The sequence below is a fragment of the Serratia sp. X3 genome, from assembly GCF_014982455.1.
In the GTDB taxonomy this organism is placed as follows: Bacteria; Pseudomonadota; Gammaproteobacteria; order Enterobacterales; family Enterobacteriaceae; genus Serratia; species Serratia ureilytica.
Genome location: NZ_JADCNB010000001.1, coordinates 145,067 through 162,303 on the forward strand (window position 1 = coordinate 145,067; position 17,237 = coordinate 162,303).

17 protein-coding genes are annotated in these 17,237 nt (G+C 61.5%); 13 read left to right on the plus strand and 4 right to left on the minus strand.

Annotated elements, in window-relative coordinates:
* Window positions 1-8 precede the first annotated feature (8 nt).
* The 3 genes from IMX17_RS00755 to IMX17_RS00765 are packed head-to-tail and all read right to left on the minus strand — an operon-like array spanning window position 9 to window position 2,965.
* A complete protein-coding gene (locus IMX17_RS00755; RefSeq protein WP_046896304.1) occupies window positions 9-1,526 on the minus strand; it encodes a tripartite tricarboxylate transporter permease in 1,518 nt (505 codons plus the stop codon).
* Window positions 1,527-1,537: 11 nt separating this feature from the next.
* Complete coding sequence (locus IMX17_RS00760) at window positions 1,538-1,969, minus strand: tripartite tricarboxylate transporter TctB family protein (protein ID WP_046896305.1); 432 nt, start codon at window positions 1,967-1,969, stop codon at window positions 1,538-1,540.
* A gap of 15 nt (window positions 1,970-1,984) precedes the next feature.
* Window positions 1,985-2,965, minus strand: coding sequence for a tripartite tricarboxylate transporter substrate binding protein (locus tag IMX17_RS00765; RefSeq protein WP_046896306.1), 981 nt, complete (start codon window positions 2,963-2,965; stop codon window positions 1,985-1,987).
* Between the two features lie 275 nt (window positions 2,966-3,240).
* Here IMX17_RS00765 and IMX17_RS00770 point away from each other — a divergent pair, with 275 nt between their 5' ends.
* The 3 genes from IMX17_RS00770 to IMX17_RS00780 all read left to right on the plus strand — a co-directional run bounded on the left by IMX17_RS00770 (window position 3,241) and on the right by IMX17_RS00780 (window position 5,817).
* Window positions 3,241-3,570, plus strand: coding sequence for a hypothetical protein (locus tag IMX17_RS00770; protein WP_046687556.1), 330 nt, complete (start codon window positions 3,241-3,243; stop codon window positions 3,568-3,570).
* A gap of 167 nt (window positions 3,571-3,737) precedes the next feature.
* A complete protein-coding gene (tctD, locus tag IMX17_RS00775) occupies window positions 3,738-4,412 on the plus strand; it encodes a transcriptional regulator TctD (RefSeq protein ID WP_033643888.1) in 675 nt (224 codons plus the stop codon).
* The gene (locus tag IMX17_RS00780; RefSeq protein WP_182264106.1) at window positions 4,399-5,817 is read left to right on the plus strand and encodes a sensor histidine kinase; all 1,419 of its coding nucleotides are present in this window, start codon (window positions 4,399-4,401) and stop codon (window positions 5,815-5,817) included. Before tctD ends, IMX17_RS00780 begins: the two co-directional genes overlap by 14 nt.
* Here the strand turns inward: IMX17_RS00780 and IMX17_RS00785 are convergent.
* Window positions 5,814-6,734 carry a DMT family transporter gene (locus IMX17_RS00785; RefSeq protein ID WP_033651953.1) on the minus strand — a complete coding sequence of 307 codons (921 nt, stop codon included), beginning with the start codon at window positions 6,732-6,734 and terminating at the stop codon, window positions 5,814-5,816. The two genes, IMX17_RS00780 and IMX17_RS00785, sit on opposite strands and share 4 nt — an antisense overlap.
* 117 nt (window positions 6,735-6,851) lie before the next feature.
* Here IMX17_RS00785 and IMX17_RS00790 point away from each other — a divergent pair, with 117 nt between their 5' ends.
* From IMX17_RS00790 to purF, 10 genes are all read left to right on the plus strand, one after another.
* Window positions 6,852-7,625, plus strand: coding sequence for a helix-turn-helix domain-containing protein (locus IMX17_RS00790; protein ID WP_046896308.1), 774 nt, complete (start codon window positions 6,852-6,854; stop codon window positions 7,623-7,625).
* A 53-nt stretch (window positions 7,626-7,678) separates the two neighbouring features.
* Complete coding sequence (gene pdxB / locus IMX17_RS00795) at window positions 7,679-8,800, plus strand: 4-phosphoerythronate dehydrogenase PdxB (RefSeq protein ID WP_046896309.1); 1,122 nt, start codon at window positions 7,679-7,681, stop codon at window positions 8,798-8,800.
* Window positions 8,801-8,910: 110 nt separating this feature from the next.
* Window positions 8,911-9,921, plus strand: coding sequence for an aspartate-semialdehyde dehydrogenase (locus IMX17_RS00800; protein ID WP_046896310.1), 1,011 nt, complete (start codon window positions 8,911-8,913; stop codon window positions 9,919-9,921).
* A complete protein-coding gene (gene truA / locus IMX17_RS00805; RefSeq protein ID WP_046896311.1) occupies window positions 9,921-10,742 on the plus strand; it encodes a tRNA pseudouridine(38-40) synthase TruA in 822 nt (273 codons plus the stop codon). Before IMX17_RS00800 ends, truA begins: the two co-directional genes overlap by 1 nt.
* Before the next feature lie 78 nt (window positions 10,743-10,820).
* Window positions 10,821-11,483: a DedA family protein gene (locus IMX17_RS00810; RefSeq protein ID WP_004936130.1), complete on the plus strand. Its 663-nt coding sequence runs from the start codon at window positions 10,821-10,823 to the stop codon at window positions 11,481-11,483.
* 232 nt (window positions 11,484-11,715) lie between these two features.
* Window positions 11,716-12,624: an acetyl-CoA carboxylase, carboxyltransferase subunit beta gene (gene accD / locus IMX17_RS00815; protein ID WP_046896312.1), complete on the plus strand. Its 909-nt coding sequence runs from the start codon at window positions 11,716-11,718 to the stop codon at window positions 12,622-12,624.
* Window positions 12,625-12,815: 191 nt separating this feature from the next.
* A complete protein-coding gene (gene folC, locus IMX17_RS00820) occupies window positions 12,816-14,081 on the plus strand; it encodes a bifunctional tetrahydrofolate synthase/dihydrofolate synthase (protein WP_046896313.1) in 1,266 nt (421 codons plus the stop codon).
* Complete coding sequence (dedD, locus tag IMX17_RS00825; RefSeq protein ID WP_046896314.1) at window positions 14,082-14,834, plus strand: cell division protein DedD; 753 nt, start codon at window positions 14,082-14,084, stop codon at window positions 14,832-14,834.
* Window positions 14,835-15,068: 234 nt separating this feature from the next.
* Window positions 15,069-15,569 carry a colicin V production protein gene (cvpA, locus tag IMX17_RS00830; RefSeq protein ID WP_004936119.1) on the plus strand — a complete coding sequence of 167 codons (501 nt, stop codon included), beginning with the start codon at window positions 15,069-15,071 and terminating at the stop codon, window positions 15,567-15,569.
* 21 nt (window positions 15,570-15,590) lie between these two features.
* Entirely contained in the window at window positions 15,591-17,108 is a 1,518-nt protein-coding gene (gene purF / locus IMX17_RS00835; RefSeq protein ID WP_033632500.1) for an amidophosphoribosyltransferase, read from the plus strand.
* The last annotated feature ends 129 nt before the right edge of the window (window positions 17,109-17,237 follow it).

Sequence of the window (17,237 nt, forward strand, 5' to 3'; positions counted from 1 at the left end):
GTTTCGCGTTACTCGGCCTTGGCCTCGATCGCCGGATGGCGGCGTTTGCGCATCAGGCGCAGCAGCGGCGGCAGCGCCAGCACCGCGACCGCCAGCACCAGCAGCGTTTGCGCGATGCTGCTGCTCCACAGGATGCCGAATTCGCCGTTGCTGATCGACAGCGCGCGGCGCAGGTTCTGCTCCAGCATCTCACCCAGCACGAAGCCCAAAATCAGCGGCGACATCGGGAAGTGCATTTTCCGCAGGATATAGCCGAACACTCCCAACCCGACCATCAACAGCAGGTCGAAGGTGGTGCTGTGTACCGCATAAACCCCCACCGCGGAAACCGCGGCGATCGCCGGCACCAGGAACCACAGCGGGATGGTCAGCATGCGGGTGAACAGGCCAACCAGCGGCAGGTTCATGATCAGCAAGATGACGTTAGCGATCAGCAGCGCGGCGATCAGCCCCCAGACGATATCCGGTTGTTCGGTAAACATCGCCGGACCGGGGGTGATGTTATACAGCGTCAGCGCCCCCATCATCACCGCTGTGGTGCCGGATCCCGGCACCCCCAACGTCAGCATCGGAATGAACGAACCGCAGGCCGAGGCGTTGTTGGCCGCTTCCGGCGCCGCTACGCCGCGGATGTCGCCTTTGCCGAAGGTGTCGCTGTTGCCGCTGATTTTCTTCTCGGTCATGTAGGTCAGCGCGCTGGCGATGGTGGCGCCGGCGCCCGGCAGAATGCCGACGAAGAAGCCGATCACCGACGAACGCAGGGTCGGGCCGGCGCACTGCGCCGCCTCTTTGCGGTTGAACAGCAACCGGCCGGTTTTACGCACCAGCTTTTGCCCGGCGCTGGTGCTTTCCAGCATCAGCAGAATTTCACTGACCGAGAACAGGCCGATCACCACCACGATAAACTGCACGCCGTCGGAGAGGTGCACGCTGTCGAAGGTAAAGCGGTAAACGCCGGTGTTGGCGTCGACGCCCACCGTCGCCAGCCCCAGGCCGATCAGCGCCGCCAGCAGCGATTTCAGCGGATTTTGGCTCATCATGCTGCCGAGGCAGGCGATGGCGAACACCATCAGGGCAAAATACTCCGCCGGGCCGAAGGCCAGCGACCAGCGGGCCAGCAGCGGCGCGAACAGAATGATGCCGCCGATGGCGATCATCGAGCCGACGAACGAGCTGACCGCCGAGATGGACAGCGCCACGCCGGCGCGCCCCTGCTGCGCCATCGGGTAGCCGTCCAGCGCGGTCATGATCGCCGCCGCATCGCCCGGCACGTTGAGCAGAATCGACGAGATGCGCCCGCCGTACTCGCAGCCGATATACACCGTCGCCAGCAGGATCAGCGCCGATTCGGCCGGCAGTTTGAGGGCGAACGCCAGCGGCAGCAGGATCGCCACGCCGTTGATCGGCCCCAGCCCCGGCAACAGGCCGACGATGGTGCCGACGAAGCAGCCAATCAGGGCGATAATCAGGTTCTGCGGCACCAGCGCCACTTCGAACCCTTGGGTCAAATACATCCAGGTATCCATCATCGCTCCCGTTAGCTCAGCCAGGCGCCGAGCGGCAGTGTGACATCGAGAAGTTGGTCAAAGGCGTAGTACAACGCTGCGCCCATGATGACGCCGGAGATGGCCGCCGCCGGCAGGCTGGCCTGAAACAGCAGGCCGATGCTGAACGTCAGCAGCGCGGTCGCCAGCGGGAAACCGAGCCATTCAAACCCCCAGGCATACAGCACCAGGGTGATCACTAGCACCAGCAGCCGCTGCAGCACTTTGTGGTGCGGCCACTCCACCGCCTGTGGGCGGCGCAGCAACAACAGGGCCGCGCACAGCGCCATAAGGCTGAGGATCGCCAGCGGGAACGGGCGTGGTCCCAGCGGTTCATAGCTGTATTCGCTTTGAATGCCCCAGCCGATGAACAGCCCGCCGATACACAGCAGCAGCCAAAAGCCGGCAAAAATACGATCGCTCATGGTTTTCCCCTGCGGTTATTTGGCCAGGCCGAACACTTTCGCCTGCTCACGGTATTGGGTAACCTGATTCTTCACGTAGGCGTCTAGCTCTTTGCCTGTCAGGTTGAACTCGAACAGGCCGCGCAGATCGCGCTGCTGCTTGAATTCCTCGGTCGCCATCATTTTCTGGAAGGTGTCGATCCACCACTGATACTCCTCATCGCTGACTTTCGGCCCGACGTAGAAGCCGCGAATGATCGGCCACACCAAGCTGTATCCCTGCTCTTTGGCGGTGGGAATGTCGGCCAACTGGCCCGGCAGGCGTTGCTCGGCATACACCGCCAGCACGCGGATCTTGTCGCCCTGCAGGTAAGGCACCATTTCGCTCAGATCGCCGGATACCGCCTGGATGTGGTTGCCCAGCAGTGCGGTCACCGGCTCGCCGCCGCCTTCGAACGCCACGTAGCGCATCTTGCGCGGATCCACGCCGACTTCGCGCGCCAGCAGCGCGGTTTTCATCCAGTCCTGGCTGCCGATCGAGGCGCCGGCGCCGAACACCACGCTGTTGGGATCTTTTTGGAAAGCGTCCATCAAGTCTTTCAAGGTTTTGTAAGGCGAGTCGGCGCGCACCGCGATCATGCCGTAGTCGGTACCGACCGCCGCCAGCCATTTCACGTCGTCCACGTTGTAGCGGCCGAACTTGCCCTGGGCCAGGTTGAGCAGCGAACCGCCGGAGAAGGCCACCACGGTGCCGAACTCCGCCGGGCGCTGCGCGACGATGGCGTTGTAGGCCACCGCGCCGACGCCGCCGGGCATATAGGTGACGCGCATCGGTTTATCAATGGCCTTGGTGTCCTGCAGTGATACCTGAATCAGTTTGCAGGTCAGATCGAAGCCGCCGCCGGGTTTGGCTGGTGCGATGCACTCAGTGCGTTTGGGCGCTTCCACGGCAAAGGCCTGATTGGCCGCCAGCAGCAGGGCGGCGGCGGTAAAGGTACGGGTCATTATTTTTTTCATTGTGACTTGCCCTCGGTATTGTTCTGGTTTTGAATCCCGCCGGGTGCGGTTGCAGGATTGTTAAAACAACAACCTTTCATTTACCTTTCAGCGGACGGAAAAGTTTCCAGTCTGTGATTAGGGTCTCTTGTCGCGAGCGAACGGCGGGTGCGCTAACATAGAATGGGCGCAGAGAACAGCGCGCAAAACCGGCCAAAACCCTGCGTAATGTCAGGATTGCCGATAGTCATTCGCGTTAAAATCATCTGTAATAAAATGAATAGAGATGCAGTGATATGTTTTCGTTAGGGAAATTGTTTGGCGGCAGGGACAGCGCCAAGGTATGTGCGATTAAACGGTTGCCAGAGGTCTACGCCGAGATGGCGGGAGAAGCCGGGCAGTGTCGTTTGAAGCGCTTGCGCCCTGAGATTGGCGTATTTGAGCTGCATTTCGTCAACGCCGACGGTGAAAAGTATGCTTGCCAGATGACCGCCTGTGTGACCGGCATCGATCTGGTGTTTGCCGCCAACAACCGCTCCGTGCTGGTTTCTTCGCCGTTTACCGCCGATAAGCTGCGTCCGGTGTTGGATCTTGCTCTCGCCGATAGCCCCATCACGCTGATCTGAGGCGTCACACGAGCGCGCCCCAGTACGCATAATTGTGTGCCAGCTCCCAAAACTGGCGGCGCGGCGCTCTTTTATCCCCTTATTTTCCATGCCATTCTCTGTTATCGACCTGTTAACAGACGCCGCATCGGTGTCTGGTTGTTCAGGAAAATCAATGGAATGGGAACATGCGACTATTATTGGTTGAAGATCACCCCGAGCTGTCTCACTGGTTGCAAAAGGCGCTGACCGGCGCCGGATTTGCCGTCGACGTCGCGCCGGATGGCGTGGCCGCCGACCACCTGTTGCTTAATGAACGCTATGCGCTGGCGGTGCTGGATGTGGCGTTGCCGCGTCTGAACGGTCTCGATTTGCTGGCGCGCCTGCGCAAGCGCGGGCAGGATCTGCCGGTGCTGTTGCTGACGGCGCGCACCGACGTGACCGATCGGGTGAAAGGCCTGAATCTGGGGGCGGATGACTACCTGACCAAACCGTTTGAACTGGACGAGCTGGAGGCGCGCATTCGGGCGTTGCTGCGCCGCAGCGTCGGCGCCGCGCAGCCGGCGTTGCAATACGGCGCGTTGACCTATCATGACGAAGGTTATTTCCTGCTGGAGAGCAAACCGCTGGCGCTGACGCCGCGCGAGCTGGCGGTGCTGACCGCGCTGATGCACCGGCGCGGCCGCCCGGTGGCCAAGCAGCAGCTGTTTGAGCAGGTGTTTACGCTGTCTGACGAGGCCAATCCGGAGAGCATCGAGCTTTACGTACACCGTTTGCGAAAAAAGCTGCAGGGCAGCGACGTGGCGATCGTCACGCTGCGCGGTCTGGGCTACAGCCTGGAACTGTGCAATGCGGTGGTTTAACGCGCCGCGCTCGCTGTTTTATCAACTGCTGCTGTTTTTTGGCCTGCCGCTGCTGGCGCTGGGCGGCATCTCTATCTACACCCACTACTTCAGCGCCATGAGCGCCGCCACCCTGGCCTACGATCGCACGCTGCTGGCGTCGGCGCGCACCGTGGCGGAGCGGCTGGTGGTGCGCGAAGGCAAGCTGGTGGTCGATGTGCCTTATGTGGTGCTCGACAGCTTCGAGCGCAACATGAACGATCAGCTCTATTACGAGGTGATCTCGCCGCAGGGGAAAAGCATCTCGGGCTATGACGATTTGCCGTCGTTGCCGCCTCACATTCCACGCTCCACCCTCTATCCGGCATTGGTGCATTTCTACGATGCGGAATACCTCGGCCGGCCGATCCGCGTGGCGGCGCTGTTTCAACCGGTCAACGAGTCGGGCGTGAGCGGCATGGCGACCATTCTGGTGGCGGAAACCCTGGAATCGCGTCGTTACCTGGCGCGGCAGATGATGATCGCGGCGCTGTTGAGCCAGGGCACGGTGGTGGTGTTGACCCTGATCCTGGCGTTCGCGCTGCTCAAGCGGGTGTTGAAGCCGATGCGTAAACTCTCCGGCATCATGCTGCGGCGCGATCCGGGCGAACTGACGCCTTTGCCGCGGGTTCTTCCCTGGTCGGAGATGCAGCCGCTGCTGGTGGCCTTTAATCGTTACATCGAACGGCTGCGGCTGATGGTGGCGCGTCAGGAACGCTTCAGCGCTGACGCCTCTCACCAGCTGCGCACCCCGTTGGCGGTGCTGAAGACCCAGGTCGGGGTGGCGCTGGCCAGCGATCGGCCGCAGCAGTGGCGCGAAAGTCTGCAGGCGATGAGCGCGACGCTGGATAACACCGTGGCGCTCACCGACCGTCTGCTACACCTCTCGCGCCTGAAAGCCAGCGAGCACAGCGCCGATCGCAAGCTGCAGCCGGTCAATTTGGCGCAGGTGCTGCGCGACGCCTGTTTCTCTCGCTTGCCACAGGCGCGCAGCAAACAGATCGATCTCGGTTTCGAGGGTGAAGCGGCGTGTCAGGTCGCGGGGGAGCCGCTGCTGTTGGCCGAGCTGTGCGCCAATCTGCTGGACAACGCGCTGAAATACACGCCGCACGAGGGCGTGGTGACCGCCCGCCTTACGCGGGATAAGGCTACGGGGGAAGGGGTGCTGGAGATAGAAGACAGCGGCCCGGGCATCGCCTTGCAGGACAAGGCGTTGGCGCTGCAGCCGTTTCATCGCTTGGACAACGTGGGCGATCAGCCGGGCGCCGGTTTGGGATTGGCGTTGGTGAAGGACATCACCGCGTATCACGGCACCCGCCCGGAGCTGTTGAGCTCCGCCGCGCTGGGCGGCCTGTTGGTGCGGGTGCGTTTCAGGTTGCTGGCTTAGGCCTGCTCTTTGCAGGAATCTGCGCCTGCCGCCGGGGCTTTGGCTTTACGCGTCAGCGGCGTGCGCAGCCGCTGCGACAGGATCACGCCCAGCAGGGTGATGCCGCCGCCGATCAGGTGGTAACCGTGCAATTGCTCATGCAGGAACAGCACCGCGATAGCGGCGGTAAACACCGGCGCCAGGTTCATGAAGATCGAGGTGGTGTTGGCGCCCAGGCGCAGCACGCCCTGGATCCACAGGTACGGCGCGATGATCGAGGCCGGAATGCCGGCGAACAGCACCAGCGGCAGGTTATGGCCGTTCAAGCCGACATCCTGCGCCATCAGGAAATTCGGCAGCAGCAACAGCACGCCGAACAGGATCTGCACGTAGAGCGATTGCCAGTTCGGCAGCGCGATGGCCCAGCGTTTGGTCAACACGCCATACAGCGCGTAAGAGGCGGTGGCGAGTAGCATCATCAATTCCCCTTTGCCGATACCGTGCTGCAACAGCGCGCCGGGCTGACCGCCGCTGACCAGCCAGATCAAACCGCAGAAGGAGAGAATGCTGCCGAGCAGCACGCCGACGGTCGGCGCAATGCGCAGCAGTACGATGCTGATCAGGATGGTCAGCAGTGGGATCAGCGACACGATGATGCCCATAAACAGCGCGCTGACGCTGTGCGCCGCGTAATAGGCCAGGCTTTGATACAGCACCATGCCGAGCAAGCCGAGGATCATCAGCTTCCACCAGTTGGCGCGCACCTGCGCCCAGTTGCGAAGCACGCCCGGCAGCACAAACGGCGTCAGGGCGATCAGCGCCAGCAGCCAGCGGTAGAGCGAGATGGCCGCCGGATCGATGGCGGTGGCGGAGAGTTTGCTGACGACGGCGTTAATCGACCAAATCAGCACGGCCAGCAGGGGGAAAAGCATATTCATGACAATTATTCTCAATAGCGTCCAACATGCTGGCTAGTCTACGCGTGTCCGGTTTATCATATATAACGATATTCAGACAAAAATCGGCGTAAATAAGACAAATCACGGGACGAAACCATGCCAGAAATCCGCCATTTCCCCGAGTCGCTGATCCCGGCGCCAAACCCGGTGCAGTTTCGTTGCGAGGAGTTCAACGTCCGCACCGAATTCCAGCCGCACAGCCATACCTGGGGCCAATTGATGTGGGTCAAAGCCGGGGTGATGGTGCTGCGCATCGGCGGGCAGCGCTTTCTGGCGCCGCCGGAGTTCGTGCTGTGGACGCCGGCGGGCATCGAACACTCCTGTTACAACCAGCGGCTGGCGCAGTGCCGCATGGTGGACATCGCGCCGGCGCTGTGCGCCGGCATGCCGGCCGATCCTTGCCTGGTCAATGTGACGCCGATCTTTCGCGCCATCGCCGAGGATTTCTATGCACGCAAACAGTACATTCCGCAGGCGGAGGCGGATTTGCGCCTCTGCCAGGTGCTGATCGACCAGCTGCATCTGTCGCCGCGCCAGCAAACCTATCTGCCGTCGTCGGACGACAAGTTTTTGGCGCCGGTGCTGGAAGCGCTGGAACATTGCCCGGCGGACAACACTTCGCTGGCGACGTGGGCGAAGCGGGTATACACCACCGAGCGCACGCTGTCTCGCCGCTGCCAGCAGGATTTGGGCATGCCGTTCAGCGAATGGCGCCAGCGCCTGCGGTTCCTGCACGCCGTGTCGCTGCTTGAACAGGGCAAAACCGTGCAGGACGTGGCGCTGGAGGTCGGCTACAGCTCCGCGTCGGCCTTCATCGTCATGTTCCAGCAGATCGCCGGCACCACCCCTGAGCGCTTTCGCCGTGCCTGATTCAGTGGCACACTATTTCGCAGACAAATAGCCGTAAACCGTCGGAGAACGCAGTGAAAATTCTGGTTGATGAAAATATGCCGTATGCGGCCGAGCTGTTCAGCCGCCTGGGCGACGTGCGGGCGGTGCCGGGGCGTCCGATCCCGCTTGAGGCGCTGGCGGATGCCGACGCGCTGATGGTGCGTTCGGTCACCAAGGTCAATGAAGCCTTGTTGGCCGGCAGCCGCATCGGTTTTGTCGGCACCGCTACCGCCGGCACCGATCACGTCGATGACGCCTGGCTGCAACGGCAGGGCATCGGGTTTTCCGCCGCGCCGGGCTGCAACGCCATCGCGGTGGTCGAGTATGTGTTCTCCGCATTGATGCTGCTGGCCGAGCGCGACGGCTTCCAGCTGCGGGATAAAACCGTCGGCATCGTCGGCGTGGGCAACGTCGGTTCGCGTCTGGACGCGCGCCTCAAAGCGCTGGGCGTGCGCACGCTGCTGTGCGATCCGCCGCGCGCCGATCGCGGCGACGCCGGGGAATTCTGGCCACTGGAGAAGTTGGTGGCCGAGGCCGACGTGCTGACCTTCCATACGCCGCTGAATAAATCCGGCCCGTATCATTCATTGCACCTGGCGAACGCCGATCTGCTGGCGGCGTTGCCGGACAACCGCATTCTGATCAACGCCTGCCGCGGGCCGGTGGTGGATAACGCCGCGTTGCTGCAGGCGCTGGAAAAAGGCAAAAAGCTGAGCACGGTGCTGGACGTGTGGGAACCGGAGCCGGATCTCGCCTTGCCGCTGTTGGCGCGGGTGGATATCGGCACCGCGCACATCGCCGGGTATACGCTGGAAGGCAAGGCGCGTGGCACCACCCAGGTGTTCGAAGCGTTCAGCCGTCATCTGGGGCAGCCGCAACAGGTGGCGCTGGCCTCGCTGCTGCCGGTGCCGGAGTTCAGCCAGATCCGTCTCAACGGCCCGCTGGATGAAGCGCGGTTAAAACGATTGATGCACTTGGTGTATGATGTGCGCCGCGATGATGCGCCGCTGCGCAAAGTCGCTGGGCAACCGGGCGAGTTCGATCGCCTGCGCAAGCACTACCAGGAACGCCGCGAGTGGTCTTCGCTGGCCGTGCAATGCGATGACAGCGCCAGCGCCGAGCTGCTCGGCAAGTTGGGCTTCAGCATCGCGTAGCGCGTAAGGTTGTCTTAAGCCAACGCCGCTACAGTGAGCGGCAAAGATTATCGGGCGGTGGCTGCACTGCCCGTCTGCTTTTATGAATGAAATACTCTGGAGAAAACCCAATGTCTGACGGCTGGAATATCGCGCTGCTCGGCGCCACTGGCGCGGTAGGTGAAGCGTTGCTGGAATTGTTGCAGGAACGCCAGTTCCCGGTGGGTGAGCTCTATCCTCTGGCAAGCGAACGCAGCGCGGGCGCCAATGTGCGCTTCAACGGCAAGTCTATTCTGGTGCAAAACGCCGAAGAGTTCGATTGGTCGCAGGCGCAGCTGGCCTTCTTCGTCGCCGGCAGCGACGCTTCCGCGCGCTATGCCGAAGAGGCCGGCAACATGGGCTGTCTGGTGATCGACACCAGCGGCCTGTTCGCCATGGAACCGGATGTGCCGCTGGTGGTGCCTGGCGTTAACCCGCAGGTGCTGGCGGATTACCGCAACCGCAACATCGTCGCGGTGGCCGACAGCATGGTCAGCCAACTGCTGACGGCGATCAAACCACTGACCGAACAGGCGGGGCTGTCGCGCCTGCACGTCACGACGCTGATGTCGGTATCCTCGCGCGGCAAGGCGGCGGTGGACGATCTGGCTGGCCAGAGCGCGCGTCTGTTGAACGGCATCCCGGCCGAAGAAGGCGTTTTCACTAAACAGCTGGCGTTTAATATGCTGCCGCTTGTCGCCGACGAGCAGGGTAGCGTGCGCGAAGAACGCCTGATCGTCGATCAGGTGCGCAAGGTGCTGCAGGACGAAGGGTTGCCGATTTCGGTGAGCTGCATCCAGTCGCCGGTGTTTTATGGCCACGCGCAGGTCGTGCACCTTGAAGCGCTGCGTCCGCTGTCCGCCGAAGAGGCGCGCAGCGAGCTTGAAGAGGTCGAGGACGTTCAACTGAGTGAAGAGGACGATTACCCGACTCAGGTCACCGAAGCTTCCGGCAGCGATGCGCTCAGCATCGGGTGTCTGCGCAACGATTACGGCATCCCCGAGCTGTTGCAGTTCTGGACGGTGGCGGACAACGTCCGCTTCGGCGGCGCGTTGATGGCGATCGAAACCGCCGAGCGTCTGGTGCAGGAGCAGATGTACTGATGTCTGAGGTGGTCTCGCCCACTCAGCCGACGCTGAAGGTAGCGCTGGGCATCGAATATGACGGCAGCCGTTACTACGGCTGGCAGCGGCAGCAAGAAGTGGCCAGCGTGCAGGAACGGCTGGAGCAGGCGTTGAGCAAGGTGGCGGATGCGCCGATCAACGTGCTGTGCGCCGGGCGCACCGACGCCGGGGTGCACGCCACCGGGCAGGTGGTGCACTTCGAAACCACCGCGCGGCGCAAGGACGCCGCCTGGACGATGGGCGTCAACACCCATTTGCCGCCGGACATCGCGGTGCGCTGGGTGAGCCCCGTCGCTGATGATTTTCACGCGCGTTTCAGCGCCACCGCGCGCCGTTACCGCTATATTATTTTCAATCATCGCTACCGGCCGGCGGTGTTGCAACAGGGAGTGACGCATTTTTATCACCCGCTGGACGCGGACCGCATGCATCGGGCGGCGCAGGCATTGCTGGGCGAGAACGACTTTACCTCGTTTCGCGCGGTGCAATGCCAGTCGCGCACCCCGTGGCGCTGCGTAAAACACGTTAAGGTTACGCGCTACGGCGAATATATTGTGGTAGATATCAAGGCGAATGCCTTCGTGCATCACATGGTTCGCAACATCGTCGGCAGCCTGATGGAGATCGGCTGCGGCAATCAGGATGAGAACTGGATGGCCGAGTTGCTGGCGCTGAAGGATCGCAATCTGGCGGCGGCGACGGCGCGAGCCGAGGGGCTGTATCTGGTTTCCGTGGACTATCCCGACCACTTTGGTATCCCGCGGCCGCCGATGGGGCCGCTGTTTTTACCCGACGATTAAACGCCGGCACGCCTGAAAGCGTCGCTCCCTTGTGCTTCTGCCGGGTGATTGAAACGCCCGGTATCAATGAGAGAATTTATGGACATCATCAAGTTTATTATTGATTTCATTCTGCATATTGATGTGCACCTGGCCGAACTGGTCGCACAATACGGCATGTGGGTCTACGCTATTCTGTTCCTGATCCTGTTTTGCGAGACCGGTTTGGTGGTGACGCCGTTCCTGCCGGGGGATTCTTTGCTGTTCGTCGCCGGCGCGCTGGCGGCTTTGCCGACCAACGATCTGAACGTGCACACCATGGTGGCGTTGATGGCCGTGGCGGCGATCATCGGCGATGCGGTGAACTACACTATCGGGCGGTTGTTCGGCGAGAAGCTGTTCAGCAACCCGAATTCGAAAATCTTCCGCCGCAGCTACCTGGATAAAACGCATCAGTTTTATGAGAAGCACGGCGGGAAGACGATTATTCTGGCGCGATTCGTGCCGATCGTGCGTACTTTTGCGCCGTTCGTCGCCGGCATGGGGCATATGTCCTATCGCCACTTCGCCGCCTACAACGTGATTGGCGCACTGGTTTGGGTGCTGCTCTTCACTTATGCTGGCTACCTGTTCGGCGATCTGCCGGTGGTGCAGGAGAACCTGAAACTGCTGATCGTCGGGATCATCATCGTTTCGATTCTGCCGGGGGTGATTGAAATTTGGCGCCACAAGCGCGCCGCCGCCCGCCAGCAAAAACAGTAAAAACATCGCGCAACCTGTCGGTTCGACCAGTTTTTTGTCCACAGCGTCGGGCCGATATGGTTTAATGAGCGACATTATGGTCTGTTCCTGCGAACAACCCTGAAACCGATGCCTCGGTCGCGCGCTTGCCGCGCGGCGTACGGGCATTTTTTCATTGGGGGTGTTTTCGGGGGGATTGTTAAAGCATGAACAGCGGACTGGCTTGTGTCAGGTTCAAACAGAAAGGTCATCGATGAGCTGGATCGAACGAATTCTTAACAAGAGCAATATCACACAAACCCGTAAGGCGAGCATTCCTGAAGGGGTTTGGACCAAATGCGACAGCTGCGGCCAGGTTCTCTACCGCGCCGAGCTGGAGCGTAATCTGGAAGTGTGTCCGAAGTGCGACCACCATATGCGCATGAGCGCGCGCGCGCGTCTGCATACCCTGCTGGATGAAGGCAGCGAAGTGGAGTTGGGCAGCGATCTGGAGCCGAGAGACGTTCTGAAATTCAAGGATTCCAAACGCTATAAAGATCGCTTGGTCGCCGCACAGAAAGCGACTGGCGAGAAAGACGCGCTGGTGGTGATGAAGGGCACGCTGTACGGCATGCCGATCGTCGCGGCGTCCTTTGAATTCGCCTTTATCGGCGGTTCGATGTCTTCCGTGGTCGGCGCGCGTTTCGTGCGTGCGGTTGAGCAGGCGCTGGAGGACAACTGTCCGCTGGTGTGCTTCTCCGCCAGCGGCGGCGCGCGCATGCAGGAAGCGCTGATGTCGCTGATGCAGATGGCGAAAACCAGCGCGGCGTTGGCCAAAATGCAGGAGCGCGGCTTGCCGTACATCTCCGTGCTGACCGACCCGACCATGGGCGGCGTCTCCGCCAGCCTGGCGATGCTGGGCGATATCAATATCGCCGAGCCGAAAGCGCTGATCGGCTTTGCCGGCCCGCGCGTGATCGAGCAGACCGTGCGCGAGAAATTGCCGCCGGGCTTCCAGCGCAGCGAGTTCCTGATCGAAAAAGGCGCGATCGACATGATCGTTCGCCGCCCGGAAATGCGCCAAACGCTGGCGAGCATTCTGTCCAAGCTGACCAACCAGCTGCAGCCGCATTTCGATGAGGCCGCGCCGGTCATTGAGCCGGAGCAGCAGGCTGACGCCTGAGGCAAAGACGGATCCCGCCCGGGTTCAGCCGCCACTTTGTGGCTAAGTGACGGCTGATGCCCGTTCCCTGCCGGCCGCGGCCTATGAGGTTGCGGTTTGCAGATGGGCGGCAGTGACGAAGCGCATCGCCTTTACTGCGGTGAGGGTGGTGCTCTGATGGATTAATGAACCCAAGTTCAGTGATGGGACTCATGCAAAACCACCAAATTCCCCAAGCCACGTCGCCATTGAGCTCGTGGCTTTACTATCTGGAACGTCTGCACAGCCAGGCGATCGAACTCGGCCTCGAACGCGTGCAGCGCGTCGCGGCGCATCTGGACTTACTGACCCCCGCTCCCACGGTGTTCACCGTTGCCGGCACTAACGGCAAAGGCACGACCTGTCGCACCCTTGAAGCCATTCTGTTGGCCGCCGGCCTGCGCGTCGGCGTTTACAGCTCACCGCATCTGGTGCGCTACACCGAACGCGTGCGCATTCAGGGGGAAGAGCTGAGCGAAGCGGAGCACAGCCGCTCGTTTGCCGCCATTGAAGCCGGCCGCGGCGAAACGTCGCTGACCTATTTTGAATTCGGCACCCTGTCGGCGCTGCAGCTGTTCAAACAGGCGCGACTGGACGTGGTGATCCTGGAAGTCGGCCTGGGCGGGCGCCTCGACGCCACCAACATCGTCGATCCGAGCGTGGCGGTGATCACCAGCATCGCGCTCGATCACACTGACTGGCTGGGCAACGATCGCGAAAGCATCGGCCGTGAAAAGGCCGGCATTTTCCGCAGCGGCAAGCCGGCGGTAGTGGGCGAACCCGATATGCCGGACAGCATTCGCCAGGTCGCCGAAACGCTGGGCGCGCCGCTGTATCGCCGCGGTGAAGCCTGGCGCTTCAGCGAGCAGGGCGATCGCTGGCAGTGGCAGGGCGGCGACACGCTGCTGACCGATCTGCCGACGCCGAATGTGCCGCTGGCCAACGCCGCTACCGCGCTGGCGGCGCTGAACTGTTCCCCGCTGGAAATCGACGAGCGCGCGATTTTCACCGGGCTGCAGCAGGCGACGCTGCCGGGGCGTTTCCAGATCGTGCGGCGGGAGCCGATGCTGATCCTCGATGTGGCGCACAACCCGCACGCCGCCGGCTATCTCGCCGGGCGTCTGGCCAAGCTGCCGCGCGACGGCGGCAAGGTGCGCGCGGTGGTGGGCATGCTGTCGGACAAGGACATCGCCGGTACGCTGGCCTGCCTGAGCGAGCAGGTGGATGAATGGTACTGCGCACCGCTCGACGGCCCGCGCGGCGCCAGCGTCGAACTGCTGGCGCAACATCTGGCTGAACCGCGACGTTTTAATGATGTCGAAACTGCCTGGCGGCAGGCTATGCAGGATGCTGATAAACAGGATATTGTGATCGTCTGTGGATCGTTCCACACCGTTGCGCAGGTGATGGCGGCGTCAGACGAGATGCGGGGAGTGTGAGTGGCGAGTAAATTTCAGAACCGACTGGTCGGAACCGTGATTCTGGTGGCGCTGGGGGTGATCATCCTGCCAGGGTTGCTGGACGGCAAAAAGAAGCATTACGAGGATGAATTCGCGGCCATTCCTTTGGTGCCGAAGGCGGGCGACGTCGAAGAGAACGACGTGTTGCCGCCGGTGACGCAGCCGTTGCCGGCGCAGCCGCCGGAAGGGGCGGGCGCGCTGGTCGAGCAGCAGGCGGCCAACGAAGCGGCGGCGCAACAGGCGGTGCGACAGAATGCTCAGCAACCGACGCAGGTGGCGCCGCCGCCGGTCGAGACGCGTCCTCAGCCGGTGCAGCAGCAGCCGAAGCCGAAACCGGTGGAAACCAAACCGGTAGAGGTGAAACCGAAACCGGCGCCGCAGCCGAAGCCGGTGGAAGTGAAACCGACGCCTAAGCCGGAGCCGAAACCGGAACCGGCGCCGAAGCCTGAGCCGACACCGCAGCCGAAACCGGCGGAAGAAAAAGCGCCGGTCGGGCAAGCCTATGTCGTGCAGCTCGGGGCGTTGAAAAATGCCGCCAAGGCGAACGAAATTGTCGCCTCGCTGCGTCTTTCGGGCTATCGCGCCTTCACCGTGCCGTCAACGCCGGTGCAAGGGCAGATCACCCGCATCTACGTCGGCCCGGATGCTTCCAAGCAGAAGCTGCAGGCGGCATTGCCGTCGCTGAACTCGATCAGCGGGCTGAGCGGGCAGGTGAAGCCGTACGGCCGTTAAACCCCGCAGGGGCGCAGCAGGATGCGCCCCTGAATTAAGGAGTGGTGGAGAGATCTCGAGAGAAACCGCGCCTTTTACAGGTGAAATCACCTATGTAGGCGCGGCGATTGGGGATTTTCTAATCGCCGCTTTTTATTTGTAACGTGGTAGGAAATCCCCTACGCAAACGTTTTCTTTTTCTGTTAGAATTCGCCGCGAATTGGATGCAGGGGCGATTCATCATTGGAATAGTTCATGGTCTGGATTGATTACGTCATTATAGCGGTGATTGGATTTTCGGCTCTGGTGAGCCTGATCCGAGGGTTTGTTCGCGAAGCATTGTCACTTGTGACATGGGGATGTGCGTTTTTTGTTGCCAGCCATTTCTACTCTTACCTTGCGGTCTATTTCACTCGTTTTGAAGATGAACTGGTGCGAAACGGCATCGCGATCGCGATTTTGTTCATCGCGACCCTGATCGTAGGGGCTATTGTTAACTATGTGATTAGCTCACTGGTAGAGAAAACCGGGCTGTCGGGCACCGACAGGGTGCTGGGCATCTGCTTCGGCGCATTGCGCGGCGTGTTGATCGTTGCGGCGATCCTGTTCTTCCTGGATACCTTTACCGGCTTTTCACAAAGTGCCGACTGGAAACAGTCGCAGCTGATTCCCCAGTTCAGTTACGTCATCAGGTGGTTCTTTGACTACCTGCAGAGCACGTCGAGTTTCTTGCCGACCCAATTGCCGGGGCGGTAGCGCTGATGAGGAAAAGACAACATGTGCGGTATTGTCGGTATCGCCGGTTTTATGCCGGTAAACCAGTCGATTTATGATGCGCTGACGGTGCTTCAGCACCGTGGCCAGGATGCCGCAGGCATCGTCACCATTGACGCCCACAACGGGTTCCGTTTGCGCAAAGCCAACGGCCTGGTGAAGGATGTATTTGAGGCGCGCCATATGCAACGCTTGCAGGGCAACATGGGCATTGGCCATGTGCGTTACCCGACGGCCGGCAGCTCGAGCGCCTCTGAGGCCCAGCCTTTCTACGTCAACTCGCCGTTCGGCATTACGCTGGCCCACAACGGCAACCTGACCAATGCCCATGAGCTGCGCCAAAAGCTGTTCGAAAGCGGCCGCCGCCATGTCAACACCACCTCCGACTCGGAAATCCTGCTGAACGTGCTGGCCAGCGAGCTGGACCGCTTCCCGCATTATCCGCTGGAGGCCGACAACATCTTTACCGCGGTCGCCGCCATGCATCAGCAACTGCGCGGCGCTTACGCCTGCGTGGCGATGATTATCGGCCACGGCCTGCTGGCGTTCCGCGACCCGTACGGCATTCGTCCGCTGGTGATCGGCAAACGCACGCTGGAAGATGGCCGCAGCGAGTATATGGTGGCTTCCGAGAGCGTGGCGCTGGATACCCTGGGCTTTGAATTCCTGCGCGACGTGGCGCCGGGCGAAGCGGTGTACATCACCACCAAGGGCCAGCTGTTCACCCGCCAGTGCGCAGAGAACCCGAAAACCAACCCGTGCCTGTTCGAATACGTCTATTTCGCGCGCCCGGACTCCTTTATGGACAAGATCTCGGTCTACAGCGCCCGCGTGCGCATGGGCCAGAAGCTGGGCGAGAAGATTGCCCGTGAATGGGAAGATCTGGACATCGACGTGGTGATCCCGATTCCGGAAACCTCCTGCGACATCGCGCTGGAGATCGCGCGCATTCTCGACAAACCCTACCGCCAGGGCTTTGTGAAGAACCGCTACGTCGGCCGCACCTTCATCATGCCGGGCCAGCAGGCGCGTCGTCAGTCGGTGCGCCGCAAGCTGAACGCCAACCGCGCCGAGTTCCGCGACAAGAACGTGCTGCTGGTGGACGATTCCATCGTGCGCGGCACGACCTCAGAGCAGATCGTCGAGATGGCGCGCGAAGCGGGCGCCAAGCGCGTGTACCTGGCTTCCGCCGCGCCGGAAGTGCGTTTCCCTAACGTCTACGGCATCGACATGCCGAGCGCCAACGAACTGATCGCCCACGGGCGCGAAGTGGATGAAATCCGCCAAATCATCGGCGCCGATGGGCTGATCTTCCAGGATCTCGACGATCTGATCGAAGCGGTGCGTGAAGAAAACCCGGACATCACCCAGTTCGAATGCTCGGTATTCAACGGCATCTACGTGACCAAAGACGTCGATCAAAGCTATCTGGAATACCTGGAGTCGCTGCGCAACGACGACGCCAAGGCGCTGCGGGGACAGACCGAAGCGGAAAATCTGGAACTGCATAACGAAGGCTAACCGCCTGCGTTGATCCATCAGGGGGCATCGCCGCGTCTGCGGCGGTGCGCCTTGCTCCTGTGAACTTGCTTATCCCTCGCCATTGCGGCAAAGTCTGCCTGATCTTATTTTTTACTTTTTACGGCAGAG